General features: G+C 72.4%; 25 protein-coding genes. 14 read left to right on the top strand and 11 right to left on the bottom strand.

The features are described from left to right. Window positions 1-3 precede the first annotated feature (3 nt). The 3 genes from AB0C12_RS41245 to AB0C12_RS41235 are packed head-to-tail and all read right to left on the bottom strand — an operon-like array spanning window position 4 to window position 1,780. Window positions 4-657 (bottom strand): nucleoside monophosphate kinase, encoded by a 654-nt coding sequence (locus tag AB0C12_RS41245; RefSeq protein ID WP_360556345.1) that lies wholly within the window; start codon window positions 655-657, stop codon window positions 4-6. Window positions 658-671: 14 nt separating this feature from the next. After that, window positions 672-1,256 carry a hypothetical protein gene (locus AB0C12_RS41240; protein ID WP_360556343.1) on the bottom strand — a complete coding sequence of 195 codons (585 nt, stop codon included), beginning with the start codon at window positions 1,254-1,256 and terminating at the stop codon, window positions 672-674. 38 nt (window positions 1,257-1,294) lie between these two features. Continuing rightward, the gene (locus AB0C12_RS41235) at window positions 1,295-1,780 is read right to left on the bottom strand and encodes a type II toxin-antitoxin system PemK/MazF family toxin (RefSeq protein WP_360556341.1); all 486 of its coding nucleotides are present in this window, start codon (window positions 1,778-1,780) and stop codon (window positions 1,295-1,297) included. 35 nt (window positions 1,781-1,815) lie between these two features. Here AB0C12_RS41235 and AB0C12_RS41230 point away from each other — a divergent pair, with 35 nt between their 5' ends. Then, complete coding sequence (locus AB0C12_RS41230; RefSeq protein ID WP_360556339.1) at window positions 1,816-2,421, top strand: hypothetical protein; 606 nt, start codon at window positions 1,816-1,818, stop codon at window positions 2,419-2,421. Here AB0C12_RS41230 and AB0C12_RS41225 read toward each other — a convergent pair. Then, a complete protein-coding gene (locus AB0C12_RS41225; protein ID WP_360556338.1) occupies window positions 2,403-3,617 on the bottom strand; it encodes a hypothetical protein in 1,215 nt (404 codons plus the stop codon). The genes AB0C12_RS41230 and AB0C12_RS41225 overlap by 19 nt on opposite strands. A 156-nt stretch (window positions 3,618-3,773) precedes the next feature. Here AB0C12_RS41225 and AB0C12_RS41220 point away from each other — a divergent pair, with 156 nt between their 5' ends. Beyond that, a complete protein-coding gene (locus AB0C12_RS41220; protein ID WP_360556336.1) occupies window positions 3,774-4,013 on the top strand; it encodes a hypothetical protein in 240 nt (79 codons plus the stop codon). On the opposite strand, the gene AB0C12_RS41215 is transcribed toward AB0C12_RS41220, so the two are convergent. After that, a complete protein-coding gene (locus tag AB0C12_RS41215) occupies window positions 4,010-4,441 on the bottom strand; it encodes a GNAT family N-acetyltransferase (RefSeq protein ID WP_360556335.1) in 432 nt (143 codons plus the stop codon). The genes AB0C12_RS41220 and AB0C12_RS41215 overlap by 4 nt on opposite strands. 33 nt (window positions 4,442-4,474) lie before the next feature. On the opposite strand from AB0C12_RS41215, the gene AB0C12_RS41210 reads away from it, so the two are divergent. From AB0C12_RS41210 to AB0C12_RS41200, 3 genes are all read left to right on the top strand, one after another. Then, window positions 4,475-5,215: a tyrosine-protein phosphatase gene (locus AB0C12_RS41210; protein ID WP_360556334.1), complete on the top strand. Its 741-nt coding sequence runs from the start codon at window positions 4,475-4,477 to the stop codon at window positions 5,213-5,215. Between the two features lie 142 nt (window positions 5,216-5,357). Continuing rightward, the gene (locus AB0C12_RS41205) at window positions 5,358-6,137 is read left to right on the top strand and encodes a CAP domain-containing protein (protein ID WP_360556361.1); all 780 of its coding nucleotides are present in this window, start codon (window positions 5,358-5,360) and stop codon (window positions 6,135-6,137) included. Window positions 6,138-6,476: 339 nt separating this feature from the next. Beyond that, the gene (locus AB0C12_RS41200) at window positions 6,477-7,982 is read left to right on the top strand and encodes a N,N-dimethylformamidase beta subunit family domain-containing protein (RefSeq protein WP_360556332.1); all 1,506 of its coding nucleotides are present in this window, start codon (window positions 6,477-6,479) and stop codon (window positions 7,980-7,982) included. Here AB0C12_RS41200 and AB0C12_RS41195 read toward each other — a convergent pair. Then, on the bottom strand, window positions 7,979-9,175 hold the full coding sequence (locus tag AB0C12_RS41195; protein ID WP_360556330.1) for a citrate synthase family protein: 1,197 nt from the start codon (window positions 9,173-9,175) through the stop codon (window positions 7,979-7,981). The two genes, AB0C12_RS41200 and AB0C12_RS41195, sit on opposite strands and share 4 nt — an antisense overlap. Window positions 9,176-9,242: 67 nt before the next feature. Here AB0C12_RS41195 and AB0C12_RS41190 point away from each other — a divergent pair, with 67 nt between their 5' ends. Continuing rightward, entirely contained in the window at window positions 9,243-10,349 is a 1,107-nt protein-coding gene (locus AB0C12_RS41190; RefSeq protein WP_360556329.1) for a citrate synthase 2, read from the top strand. A gap of 10 nt (window positions 10,350-10,359) precedes the next feature. Further along, window positions 10,360-10,977: a DNA-3-methyladenine glycosylase gene (locus AB0C12_RS41185; RefSeq protein ID WP_360556328.1), complete on the top strand. Its 618-nt coding sequence runs from the start codon at window positions 10,360-10,362 to the stop codon at window positions 10,975-10,977. A gap of 3 nt (window positions 10,978-10,980) precedes the next feature. On the opposite strand, the gene AB0C12_RS41180 is transcribed toward AB0C12_RS41185, so the two are convergent. Together AB0C12_RS41180 and AB0C12_RS41175 are read right to left on the bottom strand one after the other, a co-directional pair. Beyond that, entirely contained in the window at window positions 10,981-11,121 is a 141-nt protein-coding gene (locus tag AB0C12_RS41180; protein ID WP_360556326.1) for a hypothetical protein, read from the bottom strand. Window positions 11,122-11,127: 6 nt separating this feature from the next. Further along, window positions 11,128-11,727, bottom strand: coding sequence for a hypothetical protein (locus AB0C12_RS41175; RefSeq protein ID WP_360556324.1), 600 nt, complete (start codon window positions 11,725-11,727; stop codon window positions 11,128-11,130). Between the two features lie 73 nt (window positions 11,728-11,800). Between AB0C12_RS41175 and AB0C12_RS41170 the strand changes: the two genes are divergently transcribed. Beyond that, a complete protein-coding gene (locus AB0C12_RS41170; RefSeq protein WP_360556323.1) occupies window positions 11,801-12,304 on the top strand; it encodes a hypothetical protein in 504 nt (167 codons plus the stop codon). A 107-nt stretch (window positions 12,305-12,411) separates the two neighbouring features. Next, window positions 12,412-15,513, top strand: coding sequence for a GH92 family glycosyl hydrolase (locus tag AB0C12_RS41165; protein ID WP_360556321.1), 3,102 nt, complete (start codon window positions 12,412-12,414; stop codon window positions 15,511-15,513). A 52-nt stretch (window positions 15,514-15,565) separates the two neighbouring features. Here AB0C12_RS41165 and AB0C12_RS41160 read toward each other — a convergent pair whose 3' ends face one another. The 3 genes from AB0C12_RS41160 to AB0C12_RS41150 are packed head-to-tail and all read right to left on the bottom strand — an operon-like array spanning window position 15,566 to window position 17,581. After that, complete coding sequence (locus tag AB0C12_RS41160) at window positions 15,566-15,979, bottom strand: CBS domain-containing protein (RefSeq protein WP_360556320.1); 414 nt, start codon at window positions 15,977-15,979, stop codon at window positions 15,566-15,568. Window positions 15,980-16,023: 44 nt separating this feature from the next. Next, window positions 16,024-16,869: an NAD(P)H-hydrate dehydratase gene (locus AB0C12_RS41155; protein ID WP_360556318.1), complete on the bottom strand. Its 846-nt coding sequence runs from the start codon at window positions 16,867-16,869 to the stop codon at window positions 16,024-16,026. Next, a complete protein-coding gene (locus tag AB0C12_RS41150) occupies window positions 16,853-17,581 on the bottom strand; it encodes a histidine phosphatase family protein (protein WP_360556317.1) in 729 nt (242 codons plus the stop codon). The genes AB0C12_RS41155 and AB0C12_RS41150 overlap by 17 nt, the downstream gene beginning before the upstream one ends. Before the next feature lie 139 nt (window positions 17,582-17,720). Between AB0C12_RS41150 and AB0C12_RS41145 the strand changes: the two genes are divergently transcribed. From AB0C12_RS41145 to AB0C12_RS41125, 5 genes are all read left to right on the top strand, one after another. After that, complete coding sequence (locus AB0C12_RS41145; protein WP_360556316.1) at window positions 17,721-18,467, top strand: hypothetical protein; 747 nt, start codon at window positions 17,721-17,723, stop codon at window positions 18,465-18,467. 45 nt (window positions 18,468-18,512) lie between these two features. Then, window positions 18,513-20,804 (top strand): EAL domain-containing protein, encoded by a 2,292-nt coding sequence (locus tag AB0C12_RS41140; protein ID WP_360556314.1) that lies wholly within the window; start codon window positions 18,513-18,515, stop codon window positions 20,802-20,804. A gap of 103 nt (window positions 20,805-20,907) precedes the next feature. Beyond that, the gene (locus AB0C12_RS41135) at window positions 20,908-22,212 is read left to right on the top strand and encodes an extracellular solute-binding protein (RefSeq protein WP_360556312.1); all 1,305 of its coding nucleotides are present in this window, start codon (window positions 20,908-20,910) and stop codon (window positions 22,210-22,212) included. A gap of 11 nt (window positions 22,213-22,223) precedes the next feature. Continuing rightward, on the top strand, window positions 22,224-23,159 hold the full coding sequence (locus tag AB0C12_RS41130) for a sugar ABC transporter permease (protein ID WP_360556310.1): 936 nt from the start codon (window positions 22,224-22,226) through the stop codon (window positions 23,157-23,159). Window positions 23,160-23,162: 3 nt separating this feature from the next. Next, window positions 23,163-24,005, top strand: coding sequence for a carbohydrate ABC transporter permease (locus AB0C12_RS41125; RefSeq protein ID WP_360556309.1), 843 nt, complete (start codon window positions 23,163-23,165; stop codon window positions 24,003-24,005).

The following is a 24,005-nucleotide window of genomic DNA, read 5'->3' as shown; positions in this document are numbered from 1 at the left end:
CGGTCAGGCGGCCGGGGCGTAGGCCGGTAGCCCCAGAGCCGCACGGATGGACGCCTGCACCTCGTCGCGCGAGGGGCGGGCGTCCACGTCGTGCACGACCTCCTTGCGGCCGAACAGCTCCAGCACCGGCCGGGTCTTCTCGTGGTAGTCGCTCAGCCGGGCCGCCAGCGCCTCCGGGGTGTCGTCCGCGCGGGTGATCAGCTCGGTGCCGCAGATGTCGCAGCGACCGTCGACCTCGGGCCGGTCGGCGATCAGGTTGTAGTCCATCCCGCAGCCCGGGCAGAGCCGGCGGCTGAGCACCCGGCGGCGGACCTCGTCGTCGGGCAGCTCCAGGTGGATGACGCCGTCGATGTCGTAGCTCTCCATGAAGAACTCGGCCTGCCGGCCGTTGCGCGGGAACCCGTCGATGACAAAACCGAAGTTCCAGTCGTGCTGGTCCAGACGGTCACGGACCACGGACTCGACCATGTCGTCGCCGACCAGCTCGCCGGCGTTCATGGTGCGCCGCACCTGGGCGCCGAGTTTGGTGTGGCGCTGCACGTGCCAGCGGAAGATGTCGCCCACGCTGATGTGCACCAGGTCCAGGTCCTGGCAGAGCAGCTCGGCCTGGGTGCCCTTGCCGCTGCCCTGCACGCCCATGATCACGTACTTGCGCATGGTGTCGTCCTCTCTCAGTCCGCGGCGCCCACGCGGAGCGGGCCGGGGGCCTTGCGTCCGTCGAGCGCGGACGGGTCGATGCTCCACCCGTCGGCGACGCGCAGCACGTCCTGTTCGGAGACCAGCACCGTGCTCTCCTCGTCGACGAAACTCGCCGGCAGCCCGGCGGCCCGCTCGGCCGGGTCGGGGTCGCCGTGCCACGAGGTGACGTCGCCGGTCTGTCCGACGTAGCCGAACGTGCGGACCAGCTCCCCGTCGACGGCCCGCTGCCAGCGGTGCGACTCGGTCACCCGGTGGGTGGCGAAGAACTGCACCTCGGTGTGCAGGCGCGCGGAGAGCTCCACGACATCCACCACGGTGTCCGGGCGCAGCAGGTAGCGGCCGGCTGCGAGCACCCAGGACGTGTCCCGGGCGCCCGGCAGCGCGGGCGTCACCGCGACGCGGTCGTCGCTCAGGTGCGCCAGGTCGATGCCGGCGCGCCAGGACACCTCGCCGAGGTCGCGCAGGCCGAGAGCGGCGAGCACCTGCTCCGGGTCGCCGTCGCGGACCGCGAGCCACGCCTGCTTACCGCCGAAACCGACCATAACGTCCGTATCCATGTGCACCACGGTAGTGGTCAACTCACCGGGGTGACCGGTTATGCCCAGCCGTGATCACGGCGCAGCACAGCGGCTACGCGGTCGAAGCGGACGCGGTCCAGGACCGCGCCCTCGCGGCGGATGCCGTCCTCGTCGACCTCGATGACCCGGTCGAGGCGGATCCAGCTGGGCCGCGAGTCGCGGTCCCAGTCACCGGGGCCGAGGGCGAGCCAGTTGCGCTGGCCGTCGCGCTCGGTCTGGCTGGAGAGCATCAGGCCGAGCAGGGTACGGCCGTTGCGCCCGACCACGAGCACCGGCCGGTCCTTGCCCTGCGACGGGTCGTCCTCGTACTTCACCCAGGTCCACACGATCTCGCCCGGATCGGCGTCGCCGTCGAGGTTCGGCGAGTACTCGAGGTGGCGCCCGCGCTGGGCGGTGGGGACCTGCCGGGGCGGGGCGGGGTGCGCCGTGCCCTGCGGGGCCGGGGTACGGCGGGCAGCGACCCGGCGCAGCGTGCTGGTGATGCCGTTGAGGAGTCTGCTCACCCGCGCACTGTATCGACAGGCCCTACGCTGACAACATGACTCCCGGCGTGGACGCGTGGCAGCCGTACTCGCCGCGGGAGCTGGCCGACCGGCTGGCCGGGCTGCCGGTCACCTGGGCCGTGGCCGGCGGGTGGGCCGTTGATCTGTTCCTCGGCCGGGTCACCCGCGACCACCACGACCTCGAGATGGCTCTGCCCGCGTCCCACTTCGGGCAGCTCACCCCGTTGTTCCCCGGCTGGGAGTTCCACGTGCCGGTGTCCGGGAAGCTGACGCCGGCCGACCCGGTGAGCCTGGCCGCCGAGTTCCAGACCTGGGCGCTGGACCCGGCGATCGGGAGGTGGCGCTTCGACGTGTTCCGGGAGCCGCACGACGGGGACACCTGGATCTGCCGGCGCGACCAGCGGATCCGCCGCCCGTACGCGGAGGTCGTGCGGCGCACACCGGACGGGATCCCGTTCGTCGTCCCGGAGGTCGTCCTGCTGTTCAAGGCCAAGGCGGCCCGGGACAAGGACGAGCAGGATCTGGCCGCCGTGCTGCCGGAGCTGTCGGCCGGCCGCCGGGCCTGGCTGGACGCGGCGCTGGCCCTGGCCCACCCGGATCATCCGTGGCGGGCCCGGCTGGCTCATTCCGCCGAGCGGTAGGCGACCTCGGGGTCGAGCAGCGCCGCCCAGGACGGGTGCCACTGCGGCTCCCGCGCCTGCACCTCGGCCCGCAGGTTGCTGCGCCACGGACCCGAGATGCCGTTGTCCTCCCACCAGTCCGGCCACGAGTCGTAGCGGCGTTCCACCGTCACCCCGTGCGTGGTCGTCTCGACGAACAGGAACAGCCAGCGCCCCGAGGCGTCCGCGGCTTCGGCCGACCGCAGCCGGCGGACCAGCTCACTCAGCTCCCCGAACGCGCCGAACCTGCCCTCACCGGGCCGGTCGGCCGGGGCACCCTCGCCCGGCTGGGCGGCGAGGCTGCTGTCGTCGGCGTAGACCCGCAGCGTGCAATGGCCGTCACCGCCCGGTGCGCGGCTGCGCATCCACGTGACCAGGGCGCCCAGCTCGCCGGTGGGCACCGGTTCGGGGCGTTCGCGTTCGGGCTCGGTGTGCATGGCGGCCCAGATCAGCCGGTCGTGCTCGTGGTCGCTGAGTTTGCGGACCCGCCGCCGGGCCGGTCGCCGGCCCGCAACCGTCTCCGGCACCGAGGTGCCCGGCGCCACGCCACCGCGCACGGCGACGGCCAGGCCCGCGGCGGCGTCCAGGGCCGGATCGGCGAGCCGGGCGAGCAGGCCGGCCAGGGCGGTCCCGTCCAGCTCACGCCGGGTGCCGGCAGTCAGCAGCCGTACGGCGGCAGCCCGCACGTCAGCCCGTTCGTCGGCGGTGTCGGCGTCGTGCTGTCCCCACTCGAAGACCACGTCGACCAGCGCGGCCACCGTGGCGTCCGCGTCCAGCACGGCACCGGCTGTCTCGGCCAGCCCGTCGTGCACGCCGCCCGGATACTCGACCCGGTGCCAGCTGCCGCCGTCGTGCCAGAGGACGTAACCGAGCTGGTCCTCGGCGGCGTACGGCACGAGATCGTCCCAGGGCAGCCAGTCGGGTGCCCCGGCGAGCAGGTCCAGCGGCGGGTCGGTGTGGGTGGTGGCGCTGTACTCGTGGTCGCAGCCGTACAGGACCGCGCGGCCGCCCTCGATCAGCGCCAGGTGGGCCCAGTTGCCCCCGCCGTCGTCGTGGTGCGCGCCGGTGTCGCCCACCGACCAGACGTCGTCCCACCCGATGGCGCTCAGCGCGGCGGCCAGGGTGACCCAGCGGCTCCACACCGGGCCGGGTCCGGGCAGGTCAACAGGGATGATCACGACCACAGGCTATTGCCCCCTCGGACTTTGCTCCTGTCGGAAAGTTGCCAGCTGCCCCGACAGCCATTGATGACTGACACCAGGTCAGGCACGCTCCTCTGAGTAGTTACCAGATCGCTCAAAGTGAGCAGGATCGCCCGGAAGGTGCGTGCGTCGATGCTGCTGCCGCGGACCGAGCACCTCCCGGCCCGCCCGACCTGGGACTGCCGGCTCTGCGCCGACCCTTGGCCCTGCCCGCCGGCCCGGGCCGACCTGGCCGAGCAGTACGCCCGCTTCCCGGCCGGCCTGGGGATCTACATGGCCTCGGTGATGTACGACGCGATCGGCGACCTCACCACCGTCGGCGAACCGACCCCGGCCGACCTCTACGAACGCTTCCTGGCCTGGGTCGGTTAGCCGAGTCTGAGGGCCATGCCGAGGGAGATGGGGGCGGTGTCGGCAAAGCCGTGGCGGGCGTAGAGGCGGCGGCCCGGCGCGTCGGCGAGCAGGTTGACGTACGCGTCCGGCGGGGCCACCTGCCTGATCCGGGCCAGCAGCGCCGTCAGCACCACGTCGCCCAGGCCGCGGCGCTGGTGATCGGGCAGGACGGCCATGTCGACGATGTGGAAGTACCAGCCGCCGTCGCCGATGATCCGGCCCATGCCGACCGCCGTACCGGTTTCCGGGTGCACGATGTGGCAGGCGTACCAGCTGCCCGGCAGGGCCGCGACCGCCTGCTCCCGGGTCTTGGGCGACAGTCCGCTGTCGCGCCGCAGCGTCAGGTACGCCTCGACCGGTGGCGGCCCTTCGATCAGCTGGTAGCCCTGCGGCAGCTCCCTGTTCATGTCCCGATCCTCGCAGAGGCGATGATCTCCGGCATGACCTCCGGCCGGCACGTGCCCTTCGACAGCCTCTGCAACTTCCGCGACCTGGGCGGTTATGCGACCAGCGACGGGCGGACCACCCGCTGGCGCACGCTCTACCGCGCTGACTCCCTCGGCCGCCTCGCCGGCGAGGACGACCTGCGGCGCTTCCGGGAGCTGGGCGTCGGCACGGTCATCGACCTGCGCTATCCGTGGGAGATCGCCGCGTCCGGCCGGCTGCCCGCCGTCGACGGGGTGACCTGGCTCAACCTGAGCATCGAGCACCGCCCCTACGACCAGTCGCAGATCGATCCGGACCTCGACCCGTGGCGCTACCTGGCCGACCGGTACGCCGAGGTGGCCGCCGACGGCACCCTCGAGCTGCGGCAGGCGATCGAGACCATCGCCGCCGCGGACGCGCCGCTGGTGTTCCACTGCGCGTCGGGCAAGGACCGCACCGGGTTGCTCGCCGCGCTGGTGCTGGCGCTGCTGGAGGTGCCGGTCGAGACGATCGCCGCCGATTTCGCCCTCACCGAGCTGGCCACGCCGCGGCTGCGGGAGCGGTGGCTGGCCGAGCATCCGGGCCGGGAGCTGCGCTGGCCCGGCTACGGCCGGGCGCCGGCCGAGCTCATCCGGATGGTCCTGGCCGAGCTCACCGCCGGGCACGGTTCGGTGCACCGGTACGCGACCGAGCGGCTGGAGCTCGACGACAGCGTGGTCGCCGCCCTGCGTACCCGGCTTCTTATGTCTTCGTGAGTCGATCCTTAAGCGCTCCTGAGGTGGCCCCCACTCGGGGCCGGCGGGCCGCATAGTCGCCTGTGTTGCCGTCCCCCACCCGGCTTCCTGCCGCGCCCGCGCGGCCGCGACCCGCTACTCCCGAGGTGACCGTCCCGTGCCGATGCCCGCTGCCCAGAGATTCCGGTACACCCTGGTGGCGGGAGCCACCGCCGTGGTGATCGGGGTGGGTTTCACGGTCGTCGGCTTCAACCGGCAGGCCGCACCCCCGGCGACCCGTACGGCCGCGGACGTCCCCCTGGTCGTGGCCGAGCCGACGGGTGAGCCGGACACCGGCACCGATCTGCTGGACGAGACGATCCTGCCCAGCTCGGCGACCCCGGCACCGTCCCCGTCGGTGACGAGCGCCACCCCGGTGACCAAGGCGCCGACCAAGGCCGCGAAGAAGCCGGCGACGCCTACGAAGCGCCGGACGACCGCGCCGGCGGACCAGCCGAAGCCGAAGAACGCCCCGGCGACCAGCGGCTCGATTCTCGACCAGGTGCTGGACCACATCAACGCGGCCCGCGGCGACGAAGGGCTGGCGGCGTTGTCGCTGGACAGCTCGCTGTCGAAGGCGGCGGCCCTGCACAACCAGCGGATGATCGACGGTTGCGGGCTCAACCACCAGTGCTCGGGCGAGGGCGGCATCGGCGACCGGTTCAGCGCGCAGGGTGTGCAGTGGCGTTCGGCCGGCGAGAACATCGGCTTCGGGTTCGCGGGCGCCGCGGACTCGGAGATCGTCAAGGCGGCCAACGGGCTGTGCGACAGCATGCTGGCCGAGGTGCCGCCGGCCGACGGCCATCGCAAGAACCTGCTGAGCAAGGACTTCAAGCGGATCGGGCTCAGCGTCGTCCGCGAGTCGGGCGGCAAGGTCTGGCTGACCCAGGACTTCGTCGGATGACCGGCCGGTGGCCCAGCGGCCCGGCCCGGCGCCGCCGCCTGCGGGACATGTTCGGCCCGACGCGCCCGTTCGGCCCGAACCGGCCGGGCGGGCAGTGCGGCCCGGTCAAGCGCACCCGGCCGGCCGGCCCCCGGCGCCCGGCCCGCTGACCCTCCGCCACGGACCCCGTACGGGGTTGCGGACGCCCGGCATACTCGGCGCGGCAGTGACAGACACGCCTGCCGCCGCCGACGGATCCCGCGCCCAGCCCTGCGGTTCCACTGTCCACAGTGGAGCCATTTTTGCGTCCGGGCGGCGGCGCGGGCGGCATTTCACCACGGGGGAAACACCATGCCGGCCATGTCTCGTCGGACGGCGCTGAGCCTGCTCGCGCTCACCGCCGCCAGCACATCGGGTTCCTGCGGTAGGGCCGGTGCACAGCCGGCCCACCACGACAGCAGAGGAAAAGGACGGGCCGCCAACCCGGTGGTCCTGGAGAACATGCTCGACGGGGACAGCGGGTGGCAGCTGGCCGGCGTACGGAGCTCGGACGACGTCACGGGCCAGATCCAGGGCTACGCGTCGCGTACGTCGGTCAACGTCGGCGAGTCGCTCGACTTCCATGTCTCGGTGGCCGGCGACCGGGCGTTCACCGTCTCGATCTACCGGCTCGGCCACTACGGCGGCGCGGGTGGCCGGCGCCTGCTGACCAGCGGCAGCCTGCGCGGCACGGAGCAGCCCACCCCCACCGCCGACCCCGGTACGGGCCTGATCGAGTGTGACTGGCCGGTCTCCTGGACGCTGGCCGTCCCCGCCGAATGGACCTCCGGATACTTCCTGGCGGTGTTCGACACCGACGACGGCTTCCGCAGCTGCACGCCGTTCGTGGTGCGCGACGACGGGCGCCGGGCCGACTTCGTCGTCGTGGTGCCGTTCAGCACCTACCAGGCCTACAACTTCTGGCCGGCCGACGGGCGGACCGCGAAGAACCTGTACAAGGGCTACGTCCGGCCCGGCAAGGTCGGCGGCATCCCGGAGCGCGCGTTCCAGGTGTCCTTCGACCGCCCCTATGCCGGCGGCGGGATGCCCAGCTGGTCCGACCTCGACATTGCCGCCGCCCGCTGGCTCGAGGCCACCGGCTTCGACGTGGCGTACGCCTCCAGCCTGGACCTGCACGAGCAGCGCATCCCGGCCGGAAAGCACGCCGCATTGATCTTCCCGGGCCACGACGAGTACTGGTCGAAAGCCATGCGCGACAGCGCCGAGAGCGCCGTCGACGGTGGTACGCACCTGGCGTTCCTGGCGGCGAACAACGTCTACTGGCACGTGCGGTTCGATCCCGCACGGGACGGGCGCCGCAACCGGGTGGTGACCTGCTACAAGGACACGCCGGACCCGGGAGCGGACGGGAACGGGCCGACCTGCAACTGGCGCAAGATCGGCGAGAAGCACAGCCACGCCGAGCAACGGCTGCTGGGCGTGCAGTACAACGGGATGCTGGCCGACCCGCTGCCGCTGGTGATCAGCAAGAGCAGGCACTGGTTCTGGGCGGGCACCGGGGTCCGCGACGGCGACACCGTCCCCGGGCTCGTGGCGGTCGAGGCCGACGGCTGGAATCCGAAGATCAAGCTGTCCCGCCGGGCGAACCAGACATTGCTGTCCGAGACCCCGTACGAGGACCGGCTCGGCCGCGGGGCACGGGTGCAGAACACCAGCCTCTACGAGACCGCCCGCGGCACGCTGGTCTTCGCCGCGGGGACGTTCCACTGGAACCTCGCCCTGGTCGACTCGGCGTACACCGACGTACGGATCCAGCGGGCGACGCGGAACCTGCTCACCCGCATGCTGGTCGGCTCGCGGGCCTAGGAAGTGTCCCGCGGGGAGCGGCCGGCGTAGCGGCCGCTGGGCCGGAAGCGGCTCGGCTCGTCGGCGTACTCCTCCAGGGCGTGGGCGAGCCAGCCGGCGGTCCGGGCGACGGCGAAGATCGCCTCACCGGCGTCGGCGGCCATGCCGGTCGCCCGGGTGAAAGCGGCCAGGGCGAAGTCGACGTTCGGCGCGGCGCCGGAGTGCCGGGCCATGGCCGCCCGGACCGCCCGCGCGTCCGCGGTGGCCGGCGACTCCTCCAGCAGACCGAGCAGGACCGCCGCGCGGGGGTCGCCGGACGGGTAGAGCTGCTGACCGAAGCCGGGGACCCAGCCGTCGGCGCGCAGCCGGTCGGCGATCGTGCCGACCGGATCGCCCGAGCGCGTCGCCTCGGTCAGCAGGCGGACCACGAGGTCGCTGGCCCCGCCGTGCAGCGGGCCGTCCAGAGCGGCCAGGCCGGCCTGGACGACGGCGTACGGGTGCGCCCGGGTCGAGGCGGCCACCCGGGCCGCGAAGGTGGAGGCGGCCAGGTCGTGATCGGCCAGCAGGACCAGGGCAGCGTTCAGGGTGACGAGGTCGGCCGGGGCCGGCGGGCGCCGACTCAGCCGCGCCCACAGAGCACCGGCGAGGTCCGCACCTCGCGCGGGCTGCGATTGCACGGGCAGCGCCGCGACCATGGTGGCGATGATCGTGCGACCGCGGGCGATCACCGCGGCCGGCGTGGTGTCGAAGCGCAACCGGTCCGCGGCGGCGATCGCGGCGACCGTCACCCGGAGCCGGTCGGCCGCGCGCGCGTTCGCCGGCAGTGGCGCCGTCACCCCCTCGGCCAGCGCCAGGAGCTCGGGGTCGGGCTCCATCGGGACGTGCTCCAGCCGCCCGGTCCACAGCAGGGTGGCCACCGACTCGAAGGACGTCGTGGTCGCGAGCTCGCCGGCGCGGTGGCCGCGGTAGAAGAGGTCGTCGCCGGTGATCAGGGTGATGCCGGTGTGGATCGCCGGGGCGTCCGGCGCGGCCGCGGGACGCCGGCGCCGGGCGGCGAACGCCGTGACCTCGGGCTCGGCGAACAGGCTCTCCTTGCCGTCGGCGTTGCGGTGGCTGCCGAGCAGGCCCCGGCTCACGTACGCGTAGACCGTCGCCTTCTTGACGCCGAGCCGACGCGCCACTTCCTCGGTCGTCAGCAGCCGGTCTTCGCCCATGTGGTCATCTTCTCATGTTGACTGGATCAATGTTGACATGCGGATCGGTGGCGCCGACATTGAGGTGATGCTGACCGTGAAACCTGGACTGGCCGACGTCGTCGCGTTCGACACCCGCATCGCCGAACCCGACCGCACCGGCGGCTCCCTGCGCTACCGCGGGGTCGACATCGAGACGCTGGTCGGGCGGGCGGGCTTCGCCGACGTGTGGGGCCTGCTGGTCGACGGCGACTTCGCCCGGCCGCTGCCCGCCGCGGAACCCTTCGCCCTCCCGGTCCGTTCCGGCAGCCTGCGGGTGGACCTGCAGGCGGCGACCGCCATGGTGGCCGCCCGGCACGGACTACAGCCCTTGATCGACATCGACGACGACCGGGCGCGGGAAGATCTCGCCCTCGCCTCGGCCACGATGCTGTCGTTCGTGGCGCAGGCTGCCCGCGGTCCGGACCGGCCCGCGGTGCCCCAGGAGCAGGTCGACGCGGGCCGTACCGCCGCCGAGCAGTTCATGATCCGGTGGCAGGGCGAGGCGGACCCGCGCCGGGTCGAGGCCGTCGACCGGTACTGGGTCTGCGCGGCGGAGCACGGGATGAACGCCTCGACGTTCACGGCGCGCGTGGTCGCCAGCACCGGGGCCGACGTGGCCGCCTGCCTGTCCGCGGCGGTCGCCTCCCTGTCGGGGCCGCTGCACGGCGGGGCCCCGTCGCGGGCGCTGGGCATGGTCGAGGCCGTGGAGCGGAGCGGCGATCCCCGCGGCTACGTCAAGGGGGTGCTGGACAGCGGGAAACGCCTGATGGGCTTCGGGCACGCGGTCTACCGGGCGGAGGACCCCCGGGCCCGCATCCTGCGTGCGGCTGCCCGGGAGCTGGGGGCGCCCCGGTACGAGGTCGCACTCGCCCTGGAGGAGGCCGCGCTGGCCGAGCTGCGCGAGCGCAAACCGGACCGGGTGCTGGAGACGAACGTCGAGTACTGGGCGGCGATCGTGCTCGACTTCGCCGGCGTACCGGCCGAGCTGTTCACGCCGCTGTTCGCCTGCGCCCGGACGGCCGGCTGGAGCGCGCACATCATCGAGCAGAAGCACCTCGGCAAGATCATCAGGCCGTCCGCGGACTACGTCGGCGAGACCGGCCGGGAGCCGTCCGCCCTCGCCGGCTGGGAGCGTCTCGGCGCCACCCGCTAGCGTCTGGCGGGTGAACGACTACTCCTGGCTGCGGATCCCCGCGGCGGACGTGGACCGGGCGGCGCGGGAGCTGCTCGGGTGGCGGCTCACCGCCAACGGGGTCACCGCCCGGCTCACCGAGGTCGAGGCCTACAGCGGCCTCGGCCAGGACCCGGCCAGCCACGCCCACCGGGGCATGACCGCGCGCAACGAGGTGATGTTCGGCCCGTCCGGGATGCTGTACGTCTACCAGATCTACGGCATGCATTTCTGCGCCAACGTGGTCTGCGGCGAGGAGGGGGTCGCCTCCGCCGTACTGCTGCGGGCCGGGGAGGTCGTCGCCGGGCTGGAGACCGCGCGGGCCCGGCGCCCGGCCGCCAAGCACGACCGCGACCTGGCCGCCGGCCCCGCGAAGCTGATGCAGGTGCTGGCCCTCGACCGGCGGGCCAACGCGACGTCCGTGGTGGACGGCACCGGCCCCGCGACCCTGACCCCGCCGGTCGAGCCGGTGCCGGCGGCCGCGGTGGTCGCGGGACCCCGGGTCGGGGTCACCTCCGCGCACGACGTGCCGTGGCGGTTCTGGATCAAGGGCGATCCCACGGTGAGCGGCTACCGCCGGCACACACCCCGGCAGCGCACCCGGAGCTGACGGTCAGTCCCGCTCCGGCTGGGCGAAACGCAGCAGGTTGCCGTACGGGTCGATCAGCTGCATCGTCAGCCCGCCCGGCGCGTCCACGTCGACGCCCGGCGGCCGGCCCGCCGGGCGCGATCTCCGGCCGGGCCGGTCCTCCACTGGTGGTCACCACGCCTCCTCTTCTTCCCGGATGTGCGCCCGGGCCGCGCCGATGCACGGCCCGGCGACGATGAGCACAGCTACCGCCAGGGCCGCGAGAGCCTCCCCGCCGGTCGGCACCTCGGCCGGCAGCCGGGGGTCGACGAGCCCGCCCGGATCGAGCACCACGATGACCGCGTCGCCGAGTTCGGCCGCCGGCCGGTCCTCGGGCCAGGACACCAGCCGGCCGGCGACCGGCTCACCGGCGCGCCGGAGCGTGTAGGTGGCGGGACCGCGGCTGCCGCGGTGCACCTCGGCCACGGTGCCGACGGTCCGCACACCGCGCATGTCCAGGACCACGGCCCAGCAGGCGGCCGCGGCCAGGAACATCAGCACAGCGCTGAGCAACCAGGCGACCAGGAGCCAGACCGCCCGGGCGTTGACGGACGGCCACGGCCGGGCGACGTAGAAGACGATGGGGCTCACCGCCCACATCAGGGTCCCCACCACCGGCACCAGGTCAGGGCGCACCCACGTGGTGGCGACCACCGTGTCGAGCGCGGCCACCACCAGAAAGACCAGCAGGTACGCGCCCGCTCGGCCCAGCACGGCTCCGGCTCCTCGCACGGCAGCACCGTACCCGGTGGAATAAGCGCGATCCGCCCCCCGGCGGGCGACCCGGCCGTTAGCGTTCCCGGTGGTGATCTCGCGTCGGATGTTGCTGCTGCTCGACGTCATGTGTGTGGCCGGCGTCGGCTGGGCCGGCGTGCTCATCGGCGCCCTGCTGGCCGGGGACCGGCTCGTGTCGACCGCCGTGGCCGTGGTGGTCGCCGGGGTGCTCGTGCTGCCGGGGTTCACCGCCGGGGTCCTGACCAACCGGCGCATCGTGCGGGGCCGGCAGCCGCAGAGCGGGTGGGTACGGTCGGTGTGGTCGCCGCCCGAGTTGCCCCGGTGGGGACTCACCCTCACCGGCCTGGTGTTCTTCGCGTTCTGGCTCGCCGGGATCAGTGCCGTCGCCGGAATGAGCCAGGAGATCCCGGCCGGGGACAACGCCGCCGCGCGACGCCAGGTCGATCACCAGCAGCGGTTCGCGCTCGGGGTGCTCGGCGGGGTCGGGACCGGCGGCACCGCGCTGGCCGCCGCGTCACTGCTGCGGGTACGCCGCACAGCCCGCACCGGCGAGCGGCAGACAGCAGCGCGCTGACGCGTCGAGACCCGCGCCGGCCCGCGTATTGACAACTGGTTATATCTGCGTGCTTCTATGGTTCACGCGATTTGACATCGTTGTCACCACGAAGGGACGGCTCCCCCATGCTCCGTACCCTCGCCACGGCGGTCATCCTCGCCGCCGCGGCCCTCTCGGTCCCGTCGGCCGCGCAAGCGGCCGCCGATCCCGACCTCACCCAGTACGTCAATCCGTTCGTCGGCACCGACGACAGCAAATCCCCCAACCCGGTCGGTGGCGGCGCCGGCGGCAGCACCTTCCCCGGCGCCACCGTGCCGTTCGGGATGGTGCAGTTCAGCCCGGACACCCCCACCGCCTCACCGTCGGGCTACCGCGACCGGGACCGCACCGTCGAGTCGTTCAGCCTCACCCACTTCAACGGGGCCGGCTGTCCCAACAACGAGGACATCCCGATCCTGCCGATCACCGGCGCGCTCGGCGCCTCCCCCGGCTCCAACTGGACCAGCTACGCGTCCGCCTACACCAAGAGCAACGAGAGCGCCGAGCCCGGCTACTACCGCAACCGGCTCGACAGGTACGGCGTGGACGCGGAGCTCAGCGCGACCAAGCGCACCGGCGCCCTCAAGCTCACCTACCCGGCCGGCACCACCGCCCGGGTGCTCATCAACGCCAGCCGCTCGGCCACCGGCGACCGCGACGGCAACGTGACGATCACCGGCAACCGGGTCTGGGGCGAGCACACCGCCGGCGGCTTCTGCGGCGGCAAGACGTTCAAGATGTACTACTCGATCCAGTTCGATCGCACGCCCACCGGCTTCGGCACCTTCAAGGGCGCCACGGTGACCGCCGGGTCGTCGACCACCAGCGGCACCAGCACCGGCGCCTACGTCACCTTCGACACCACCGCGAACGCGGTCGTCAACGCCACGGTCGGCATCTCCTTCGTCAGCGTGGCCAACGCGCAGAACAACGCCACCGCCGAAGCGGCACCGTTCGCCACCGTGCGCGCCAACGCCGACGCCGCCTGGAACACCGCTCTGAACCGCGTGCAGGTGACCGGCGGCGCCGCCACCGACCTGCAGAAGTTCTACACCGCGCTCTACCACGTGCTGCAGAACCCGAACCTGTCCAGCGACACCAACGGCGAGTACCGCGGCTTCGACAACGCGGTGCACACGGCGAGCCATCCCGTCTACCAGAACTACTCCGGATGGGACATCTACCGCTCCTGGGCGGCCCTGGTCGCCCTGATCGCCCCCGACGTGATGACCGACATCGTCAAGTCCATGGTGCTCGACGGCCAGCAGGGCGGGCTGCTGCCGAAATGGTCGCACCAGACCGTCGAGGACTTCGTCATGCCCGGCGACCCCGGCCCGATCATCGTGGCCAGTGCGTACGCGTTCGGCGTGCGCGGCTTCGACACCGCGGCGGCGCTGGCACTGATGAAGAAAAGCGGCAGCGGCGGCTCGACCCAGGGCGTGGTGCTGCGCGGCAACCAGGCCACCTACCAGGCCAACCACTTCATTCCGGGCAACCCCTCGGAAACCCTGGAGTACGCGGCCAGCGACTTCGCCATCGCCGAGTTCGCCGGTGCGCTCGGCGACAGCGCCGGGCGCGACACGTACGCGGCCCGCTCGCAGTACTGGCGCAGCCTGTTCAACGGCGAGTCGTCCTATCTGCACACCCGCGACGGCGGCGGCGGCTGGTCAGCCAACCTGAACCCGGCCCAGGAGAGCCCGTACGTGGAGGGCAACGCCGCCCAGTACACCTGGATGGTCCCGCACAACATGGGCGCGCTGATCACCTTGATGGGCGGCCCCGGCACCGCGGTGCAGCGCCTCGACCACCACTTCACCGAGCTCAACGGCGGGCTGAGCCGGCCGTACTTCTACATCGGCAACGAACCCGAGCACAACGTGCCGTGGACGTACAACGCCGCCCGCAAGCCGGCCGGCACGAGTGACGCCGTCCGGCGGGTGATGGCCGATTCGTTCACCACCGGCGCCGGCGGCCTGCCGGGCAACGACGACCTGGGCGCGACCTCGGCCTGGTACGTCTGGTCGGCGCTGGGCCTCTACCCGGTCACGCCGGGCGCGGACACCCTGGCCGCGCACGGTGCGCTCTTCCCGAGCGTGCTGATCCGGCGCGGCCCGGGCGACATCACCATCACCGGCGGCAGCGCGGCCAACCGGTATGTGCAGTCGCTGGCGGTCGACGGGAGCACGACCAGCCACAACTACCTGCGCTACGGCGACATCGCGGACGGCGGGACGGTCGCCTTCACCATGGGCGGCAGTCCGTCGAGCTGGGGCACGGGCGCTGCCGACGTACCGCCGAGCTTTGCCGCCGGGGCGACCCAGCCGCCGGCGGAACCGGATCTCGGAGCGAACCTGGCCCTGGGCCGGCCGGTGACCGGCTCGGCGGCCTGCGCCGCGAGCGAGGCCGCCGGCCAGGCGGTCGACGGCGCGCTGGCCGGCAACAGCAAATGGTGTACGTCCACCGCGCCGCGCCAGCTCCAGGTCGACCTCGGCTCGGCCCGCACGGTGTCGTCGTTCGTCGTCAAGCACGCCGGTCTGGGCGGGGAGAGCACCACCTGGAACACCGGCGCGTTCACGATCGCGACCAGCACCGACGGCACCACCTTCACTCCCGCGGTCACCGTCACCGGCTCGAAGAGCAGCCGGACCTACACCCCGATCACCGCCCGCAGCGCCCGCTACGTGCGGTTGGAGACCAGCCAGCCGGCCACCGACAGCAGCGCGGCGGCCCGGATCTACGAGCTCGAGGTGTACGGCAGCAGCAGCGCCCCGCCCGACCTGGCGCTGAACCGGCCGGCGGCGGCGGACTCGTCCTGCGGCGCGAACGAGGGCCCGGCCAAGGCCTTCAACGGCAGCTGGCTGGGGGGCTGGAACGACAAGTGGTGTTCCCAGGGTTCGGCCCGGTGGGTGCAGACCGACCTGGGCACCCGGCAGCGGGTCGGCTCGGTGCTGATCCGGCACGCCGGTGCGGGCGGCGAGCTGCCGGCCTGGAACACGCGCGACTTCGACATCCAGACCTCGGATGACGGGTCCGCGTGGACCACCCGGGCGCAGGTCCGGGGCAACACGGCCGACTCCACGACCACGGCGGTCGGCGTCGACGCCCGCTACGTGCGGGTGGCGGTGGTGACGCCGACGTCCGACGGCAGCGCCGCGGCCCGCCTCTACGAGGTGCTGGTGACCGCCTGAGACCCCCGGGGTGGGGGCCGGGTCCCGCGACCCCCACCCCGGGCCGGGCCGATCAGGAGGTGACGGCGTCGATCAGGTCGCCGACCGGGCGGTCGGGCAGGGCCTTGGCGACATCGGCGATCGCGACGATGCCGACCAGCTGGTGGCCGTCGATCACCGGCAGCCGGCGCACCTTGTGCTCGGACATCGTGCGCAGGATCTCGGCGGCGTCGTCGTCCGCGCCGACCGTGACGGGCTTGCCCTGGGCCAGCTCGGCAGCCGTGCAGTCGGCCGGGTTGCGGTCCTTGGCCACGACCTTCACGACGATGTCGCGGTCGGTGATCATGCCCTTGAGGCGGTTGTCCTCGCCGCAGATGGGCAGCGAGCCGACGTCGAGGTCGGCCATCTTGCGGGCGGCCTCGGCCAGGTTCTCGTTCTCACCGATGCAGGTCACGTCGGGGGTCATGATCTCGCGTGCGGTGGTCATCGGGGTTCTCCCTTCGCTCGGTGGACACCTCCCGCGTACCCGGCTCAGACCGTGGCAATCGTGTATGCCACCTCGTCGACGAGTTCACGGGCCAGGAATCCGGTGCGCCCGAACCGCGGGGCCAGGCGCTGACCGCTCACCGCGTGCGCGAAGGCGCCCCAGCAGGCGGCCTGGGCCGGCTCGGCCCCGCGGCCCAGCAGGCCGGCCACGATCCCCGCGCGCACGTCACCGCTGCCCGAGGTGCCCAGGCCCACGTCGCCGCTCTCCTCACGCCAGCGGCCACCGTCCGCGGTGGCAATGTGCCCGAACAGGCTGACCGTCGCCTGGTAGCGCTGGGCCAGGTCGGCGGCCTCGGCGGCGAGGTCGTCGCCCGGCTCGCGCCCGAGCAGCCGTTCGGCCTCGGTCACGTTCGGCGTCAGCACCACCCGCGCGGACCGGCCGGCCAGCAGGTCCTGCTCGTTGCTCAGGGCGCCGAGCGCGTACGCGTCCAGCACCATCGCGGTGTCCTTGCCGACCGCGTCGAGCACGGCGTGCAGCAGCCGCGACGTGACGTCGATGTCGTCGAGCCCGGGACCGACCGCGACGACGTCGGCGTCCGCCGCGAGCTGCTCCAGTTCGTCCTGGTTCTCCCCCAGGCCGACGACCTTGGCCTCGGGCACGGCGATGCTCAGCGCGCTGACCGTGGAGGGCTCGACCGCGAGCTGCAGGCGCCCGGCCCCGGCCCGCAGCGCCGCGACACCGGCCAGCAGCACGGCGCCCGGCGTCGACCGCGACCCGCCGACGACCAGGACGGTGCCGCGGGCCTCCTTGCCGCCCTGCGGATCGGGCAGCGGCCAGTCGCGCAGCACCTGCGGGGTGATGACCCGTTCGGCCTCAGACGGGCTCGGCATTGACTTCCTCCTGCTTGGTGGGCGGCGCACCTTCCTGGTGCAGGTGGGCCACGGAGTTGAACAGCTCCGGGCGCAGCACGTCGTCGCCGCGGCGCCAGGTGCTGATCGAGCAGTTCGCGACGCTGGTGGCGTGCGCGACCTCCATCAGCTCGGCCTCGCTCAGCGACTCGGCCAGATAGCGCACGAGCAGCACGGTCGCCTCGTGACCGAACAGCAGGACCCGCCCTCCGGGATGGTCCTGACGCAGCTCACGTAGCAGGGCGCGCAGGCGCAGCAGCACGTCGGCCCAGGACTCCCCGCCGGGTGGCCGGTAGTAGAACTTGCCGTGCCGGGCGCGGCGGGCGTACTCCTCGGGCAGCCGGGCCTGCACACCGCGCGCGGTGAGCAGGTCCAGCACGCCCAGCTCCCGGTCGCGCAGCCGCTCGTCGACCACCGCGGGGATGCCGGTGCCGGCCAACGCCAGCTCGGCGGTCTGCCGGGTCCGCAGGTACGGCGAGACGATCGCCACCTGGGGCCGCTCGGCACTGCCCAGCCCGCTCAGCCAGCTGCCCACCGCCTCGGCCTGCTCCCGGCCGGTGCCGGACAGCGGCACGTCGGCATCGCGTTCCGGGATGTCGATGGCCTCCAGCCCGCCGGTCTCGGCGTCCTGCGCGATCACGTTTCCGGTGCTCTGGCCATGACGGATGACGCCCAGCCACTGCAGTTGCTCCATGGCCAGCCTCTTACCCGGACGAGGTGAGGACTACCACCAACAATGAAGCCACCCCCGGCCGTCGCGTCCGGCCGCCCTGGCCCGTTAGGAGGGGGGCAAGGTCCACGGCGCGGACCTCGCCCTGGCTACCGGAGGTATCGTGACTGACAACCAGATCAAGGCGCGGGTCAAAGCGGTGCTCAACGGCACGTCCGCGGACACCGCCACCTCGGAACACCCGCTGGTCGTGCCCGGCGGCCCGCTGCACCCGGACCACGCCCTGCAGGTGCTGACCCTGGCGCAGCGCACGGCCGAGGAACACGTCGCGATAGCCAAACGCCAGGCGGACAAGATCCGCTCCGACGCGCAGGCCGCCTCCGACCAGTCGGCCCGCGACGCCCAGGTGCACGCGCACAACGTGCGCTGCGAGGCGGACAAGGTGCTGGCCGAGGCGCGCGCCACGTCGGAGCAGGCCGCCCGCGACGCCCGGCTGCGGGCCGACGACGCCAAGCGCACCGCCGACCAGATCCTGGCCCAGGCCAAGGACGAGGCCGCGGCCGTCATCGGCGACGCCCAGGGGCACGCCGAGCAGCTCAAACTTCAGGCCCAGCAGCGCTACGAGGACTCGGTCGGCAGCCTGATCGCCAAGCGCGAGGCGCTGCAGCAGCAGATAGAGGCGCTGGAGCACTTCGACCGCGAGTACCGGGCCCGGCTCACCACCTTCATGCAGGGCCAGCTGCGCGCGCTCTGGGTCGACCGGCCGCAGGTGGGCACCGATCTGCAGGCACCGGTGACCGGCGTCGGCGGGCCCGAGACCACCCCGGCCGCGGACGGCGACACCGCCGGCGAGACAGGCGAGCGCGCCGAGGAGACCGAGCCCGCCGGCGAGTCACGGGACGCGGACTGACCGGAAGTCCTTCAGACCCGCTGGTCGCTACCGATGAGCGGGTTCATGATCGCAGGACAGCGCACGCCCGTGGTCGCCGGTGGCGCGCTGCTCGCGGTCAGCCTGGGCAACTTCGCCGCCGGGCTGCTGGGCGCCGGGCTGCACCCGGTGACCGGATGGCTGCCGCTGCCGGTGATGGCTGTGCTGACCGCGTACGCGTCCTGGCAGGTCGGCCGGCGCACCGAGCTGGCCGCGCCGACCCGCCGGTTCTGGCAGCACTTCGCGGCCTGTGTCGGCGTGCTGGCCGTGACCCTGGTCCTGCACGCGCGCGACGCGCTCACCGGCCCGGCGCCGCACCAGCGGATCAGCCTGACGACCACGGCTCTGTACCTGCTCCTGCTGCTGGTCCTGGTCTGGGCCCTGATGCGGTTGCCGGCCGAGGCGCGCTCGCGCGGTGACTGGGCGCGCTTCGGCTTCGACGCCGGCATCATCCTGATCACCAGCGGCATCCTGGTCTGGCACTTCGTGCTGATCCACGCGGCGGGCTGGGTCGCGCACACCGGTTCGGCGGCGCCGCTGCTGGGCATCGTCATGATCGCCTCGGTGTCGCTGATCGCTTTCGTCAAGGTGGCCTTCACCGGCGCCGGTGGACTGGATCGGGGGGCCGTGCACCTGCTGTCGTTCGGCACCGCGCTGGCCGCCGCGACCGGCTCGCTGATGCCGTTCCTGGACGAGCGGCCGGAGCTGAACTCGACCTTCCTGGCCGTGCCCATCGCCTGCTTCTGTGCGCAGCTCGCCGCCGGCCGGCAGCTGCGGGCTCGCGTCGTGGCGCCCGTCGCGCGGCGCGGCCGGCAGCGGGTGAGCGTGGTGCCGTACCTGGCGGTGGCCGGCATGGACGCGATGCTGCTGGGCACCGACATCCCCAGCGCCGAGGGGCGGATCGTCGCTGTCGGGACGGTGGCGATCACCGCCCTGGTGGTGGTGCGGCAGGTCACCGCGCTGCGGGAGAACAACCGGCTGCTCGCCACCGTCGACAGCAACCTCACTCAGCTGCGGGCGTACCAGGAGCAGCTGGCCCACCAGGTGCGGCACGACTCACTCACCGAGATCGCCAACCGGGCCAGCTTCGAGGAACAGGTCACCGCCCGGCTGGCCACCGGCGGCTTCGTCGTGGCGCTGCTCGACCTGGACGACTTCAAGACCGTCAACGACCGGCTCGGCCACGGCACCGGCGACGCCCTGCTCAAGGCGGTCAGCCGCCGCCTGCTCGGTCTGCTGCGGGCCGGGGACACGGTGGCTCGTCTCGGCGGTGACGAGTTCACCCTGCTGCTGCCCGGCCTGACCGACACCGAGGCGGCCGCCCTGCTGCGGCGGGTGCTCACCGAGGTGCAGGAACCGTTGCTCATCGACGGTCACGAGATGACGCCCCGGATCAGCATCGGGGTCACCGCCGCCCGGCCCGGCGACACCCCGGGCGAGCTGCTGCGCCGCGCCGACGTCGCCATGTACGCGGCCAAGAACGCCGGCGGCGGCCGCTCGGCCTGGTTCGACCCGGCGATGGACGAGCGGGCCGATCGCGACGCCCGGCTCGGCGCGGACCTGCGCCAGGCCGTCGCCCGCGGCGAGCTGTCAGTGGTCTACCAGCCGATCGTCGAGCTGCCGGCCGGCCGGCCCGCCGGAGTCGAGGCGCTGGTGCGCTGGCAGCACCCGGTGCACGGGCCGGTGTCGCCCGGGGTGTTCATCCCGCTGGCCGAGCGCAGCGGCGCGATCATCGACCTGGGCCGGTGGATCCTGGAGCAGGTGGTGGCCCAGGTCGCCGACTGGGACCGCGCACTCGGCGCGGACGCGCCCCGCCGGGTCAGCGTCAACATCTCCCCTCGGGAGCTGCACGAGCCCGGCTTCGTGACCGGGGTCGCCGCGCTGCTGGCCCGGACCGGGGCGGACCCGGCCCGGTTCACCGCCGAGATCACCGAGACCGCGGTGCTGGGCACCGGCCCCGGCCTGGAGGCGGTCCGGGGCCTGCACGAGCTCGGCCTGCGAGTGGCGCTGGACGACTTCGGCACCGGGCAGTCGTCGCTGAGCCTGCTGGTGGACTGCCCGGTGCACGTCCTCAAGGTCGACAAGTCGTTCGTCGACGGGGTCACCGCCGGCACCGCCCAGGCGGTCATCGTGGACAGCCTGATCGCCATCACCACCGGCCTGCGGATCGAGGCTGTCGCCGAGGGCGTGGAGACCGCGGCGCAGGCCCGCCGGCTGTACGAGGCCGGTTACCGCTACGCCCAGGGCTTCCACTTCGCCCGCCCGATGACCGGCGACGACATCACCCGGCTGCTCACCCCGGTGCCGCTCGGCGCGTGAACCGGTCAGCACCGGCGATCCTTCTCGATTCGCGTCCGATCGTTCTCGTCTTGCGAAGGCCGATCTGTGGACTCGTGGTGAAGCACGGCGGGAGGCTCCTGTCATGACACTGACCCGACGCGCTCTGTTGAGCGGCACGGCCGCGGCGGCGGCCCTCGGGCTGACCGGGTGCAGTGGCGTGACGCCGGGGCGCGACACCAGCGGGTCGCTCGACTACTGGAACCTGTTCGGCGGCGGTGACGGCGTCCGGATGACCCAGATGCTCGACGCTTTCCGGACCGCCAACCCCCGCGTCACGCTCAGCGCGGTCACCCTGGCCTGGGGCAACCCGTACTACACGAAGCTGGCGCTGGCCACGCTCGGCGACAAACCGCCGGACGTCGCCATCTCGCACCTGACCCGGATGAAGACGCTGGTCAGCTCGGACCTGCTGGAGGAGCTGCGGCCCGCGGACCTGGCCCGGCACGGCATCAGCGCCGACCTGTTCACCGAACGGGCCTGGCAGGCGGGGCTGGTCGACGGCAAGGCGTACGCGATCCCGCTCGACACCCACCCGTTCGTCATGTTCTACAACACCGACATCTGCGAGAAAGCGGGACTGCTGGACTCGTCCGGGGCGCTGACCCCGCTGGACACCCCGGAGAAGTTCACCGAGGCGATGCGCAAGGCCAAGGAGGCCTCCGGCGCGTACGGCGGGGTCGTCACGATCAACAACGACACCTCGACCCCCTGGCGCATCTTCCAGTCGCTCTACAGCCAGCTCGGTGGCGAGGTGCTGGCCGACCAGGGCCGCCGGGTCGTCCTCGACGAGGCCCGGGCGAGCCAGGTGCTGACCTTCCTGCAGTCGCTGACCAAGTCGGGGCTGTTCCCCGCGGCCACCGACTACCAGGGCTCCATCGCCACGTTCGCCAACGGCCAGGCCGGCTTCTACTTCCAGGGCGAGTGGGAGATCTCCACCTTCCAGACCGCCAAGATGCCGTTCTCCATGACGCTGTTCCCCAACGTCTTCGGCGGCGACAAGTACGCCGTACAGGCCGACTCGCACACCCTGGTCATCCCCCGCCGGCCGGACCAGAGCCAGGCGGGTCTCGACCGCTCGCTGCTGCTGGTGCGCTCGATGCTGGACCAGAGCAAGACCTGGGCCGAGGGCGGGCACGTGCCGGCCTGGCTGCCGTTCCGGGACAGCGCCGAGTACCAGGCGATGACGCCGCAGTCGAACTACTCCGCGGCCGCCGACGCCGCCGTCTACGACCCGGAGGGCTGGTACTCCGGCTCCGGCTCCAACTTCGAGATCGTCATGGGCTCCGCCGTCGCCACCGTCCTGGGCGGCCAGCAGTCCCCGGCCGACGCGATCGCCCAGATGCGCGGCCAGCTGCAGAACCTGTCCACGACCGCGTCACCCATCTGAGGGGGTGCCTGGTGACCACCGAGACCGTCGTACGCCCCCGCCCCGCGACCGAGGACGGGGCCCCGCCGGAGCAACGTCCCGGCACCGGCCTGCCCGCGCTGGGTTTCCTGGCGCCGTTCCTGATCCTGTACCTCGCGTTCATCATCGGACCGACCATCTACGGCCTGGTGATGAGCTTCTTCGACACCAGCCTGGTCAAGCCCGGGCTGTCCGGCTTCGCGGGCTTCGGCAACTACGCCGAGGCGTTGCAGAGCAGCGACTTCTGGTCGTCGCTGTGGCACACGGTGTGGTTCACCGTGCTGACCACGCCGCCGCTGATCGTGCTCGCGTTCGTCTTCGCCCTGCTGGCCGACCGGGCCAGCCGCGGCCGGTGGTTCTTCCGGCTGGCGTTCTTCGCGCCGTTCATCCTGCCCTCGGCCGTGGTCGCGCTGATCTGGATCTTCATCTACACCCCGGGGCTGGGGCTGATCGAGACCGCCCTGCTGAAGATCGGCATCACCTCGCCGAACTGGCTCGGCGACCCCAACTGGGCCATGCCGTCGCTGGCCATGACCACCATCTGGTGGACGCTGGGCTTCAACTTCGTGCTCTACCTGGCCGGTCTCCAGGAGATCCCGCGTGACCTCTACGAAGCCTCCGCGATGGACGGCGCCTCACCCTGGCAGCAGATCCGCAAGATCACGATCCCGATGCTGGGGCGCACCACCACGCTGGTGGCCGTGCTGCAGGTGATCGCCTCGCTCAAGGTCTTCGACCAGATGTACATCATGACCTCGGGCGGGCCGAACTTCGCCACCCGCTCGATCCTGGAGTACGTCTACGACGAGGGCTTCACCAACTTCCGGGTCGGCTACGCCGCGGCCGTGTCGATGCTGTTCTTCGTGGTCGTGCTGCTGGTCTCCGCCGTCTGGTTCACCATCGTCCGGCGCCAGGAGAAAGGGGTCTGACCCATGACGGATCTCGCTCAGCGGGCGGAGACCCGCGTCAAGCTCTTCAACCGCATCTGCTTCGGCGTGCTGATCGCCTTCGCCCTGCTCTGGCTGGTGCCGCTGGCCTGGGCGCTGGACACCGCGCTCAAACCCAACGCCGAGACCACCCGCACCACGTGGGCCATCGCCGACCCGACCCTCGACGCGTTCAGCCGGGTGCTGCGCGACACCGACATCATCACCTGGTTCGGCTCCAGCCTGTTCATCTCGACGCTGACCGCCGTGGGCACCGTGCTGGTGGCCAGCCTGGCCGCGTACGCGTTGTCCCGGATGCGCTTCCGCTACCGCAACGTGGTGTTCTGGCTCGTGCTGGCCGGCATCATGATTCCCGGCCAGGTTCTGATCGTGCCCTGGTTCCGCGAGTTCGACGCGCTGGGCCTGCTGAACACGTGGTGGGCGGTGAGCCTGCCGCAGATCCCGACCGCGATCGCCGTGTTCATCTTCAAGCAGTTCTTCGACGGCCTGCCGCGCGAGCTGGAGGAGGTCGCGCGCATGGACGGCGCCGGCTACCTGCGGATCTACCGGAAGATCATCATGCCGCTGGCCCGCCCGGCGGTCGCGGCCGTGGCCATCTTCACCTTCGTCACCTCGTGGAACGACCTGTTGTGGCCGCTGCTGGTGCTGAGCAACCCCGACATCATGACCGTGCCGGTCGGCCTGGCCACGGTGCAGGGAGCCTTCGGCATCCGGTACGCGGACACGATGGCGTCGGCTATTCTCGGCGCGATCCCGCTCGTCGCCGTGTTCCTGCTGTTCCAGCGTCATATCGTCGAGGGCATCGCCGGCAGCGGCCTGAAAGGTTGA

This window comes from Actinoplanes sp. NPDC048967 (assembly GCF_040649415.1).
Taxonomy (GTDB): Bacteria; Actinomycetota; Actinomycetes; order Mycobacteriales; family Micromonosporaceae; genus Actinoplanes.
Note: the sequence above shows the minus strand (reverse complement) of the source record. Positions and strands in the feature narration are given on the sequence as shown.

What these genes read in the sequence shown, in the direction of transcription:
- AB0C12_RS41210 (WP_360556334.1), top strand. Translation starts at nt 4,475, where the DNA reads ATGACCTCCGGCCGGCACGTGCCCTTCGACAGCCTCTGCAACTTCCGC.
- AB0C12_RS41215 (WP_360556335.1), bottom strand. Translation starts at nt 4,441, where the DNA reads ATGAACAGGGAGCTGCCGCAGGGCTACCAGCTGATCGAAGGGCCGCCA.
- AB0C12_RS41190 (WP_360556329.1), top strand. Translation starts at nt 9,243, where the DNA reads ATGCTGACCGTGAAACCTGGACTGGCCGACGTCGTCGCGTTCGACACC.
- AB0C12_RS41245 (WP_360556345.1), bottom strand. Translation starts at nt 657, where the DNA reads ATGCGCAAGTACGTGATCATGGGCGTGCAGGGCAGCGGCAAGGGCACC.
- AB0C12_RS41200 (WP_360556332.1), top strand. Translation starts at nt 6,477, where the DNA reads ATGTCTCGTCGGACGGCGCTGAGCCTGCTCGCGCTCACCGCCGCCAGC.
- AB0C12_RS41220 (WP_360556336.1), top strand. Translation starts at nt 3,774, where the DNA reads ATGCTGCTGCCGCGGACCGAGCACCTCCCGGCCCGCCCGACCTGGGAC.
- AB0C12_RS41140 (WP_360556314.1), top strand. Translation starts at nt 18,513, where the DNA reads ATGATCGCAGGACAGCGCACGCCCGTGGTCGCCGGTGGCGCGCTGCTC.
- AB0C12_RS41205 (WP_360556361.1), top strand. Translation starts at nt 5,358, where the DNA reads ATGCCCGCTGCCCAGAGATTCCGGTACACCCTGGTGGCGGGAGCCACC.
- AB0C12_RS41160 (WP_360556320.1), bottom strand. Translation starts at nt 15,979, where the DNA reads ATGACCACCGCACGCGAGATCATGACCCCCGACGTGACCTGCATCGGT.
- AB0C12_RS41135 (WP_360556312.1), top strand. Translation starts at nt 20,908, where the DNA reads ATGACACTGACCCGACGCGCTCTGTTGAGCGGCACGGCCGCGGCGGCG.
- AB0C12_RS41230 (WP_360556339.1), top strand. Translation starts at nt 1,816, where the DNA reads ATGACTCCCGGCGTGGACGCGTGGCAGCCGTACTCGCCGCGGGAGCTG.
- AB0C12_RS41195 (WP_360556330.1), bottom strand. Translation starts at nt 9,175, where the DNA reads ATGGGCGAAGACCGGCTGCTGACGACCGAGGAAGTGGCGCGTCGGCTC.
- AB0C12_RS41165 (WP_360556321.1), top strand. Translation starts at nt 12,412, where the DNA reads ATGCTCCGTACCCTCGCCACGGCGGTCATCCTCGCCGCCGCGGCCCTC.
- AB0C12_RS41240 (WP_360556343.1), bottom strand. Translation starts at nt 1,256, where the DNA reads ATGGATACGGACGTTATGGTCGGTTTCGGCGGTAAGCAGGCGTGGCTC.
- AB0C12_RS41150 (WP_360556317.1), bottom strand. Translation starts at nt 17,581, where the DNA reads ATGGAGCAACTGCAGTGGCTGGGCGTCATCCGTCATGGCCAGAGCACC.
- AB0C12_RS41125 (WP_360556309.1), top strand. Translation starts at nt 23,163, where the DNA reads ATGACGGATCTCGCTCAGCGGGCGGAGACCCGCGTCAAGCTCTTCAAC.
- AB0C12_RS41155 (WP_360556318.1), bottom strand. Translation starts at nt 16,869, where the DNA reads ATGCCGAGCCCGTCTGAGGCCGAACGGGTCATCACCCCGCAGGTGCTG.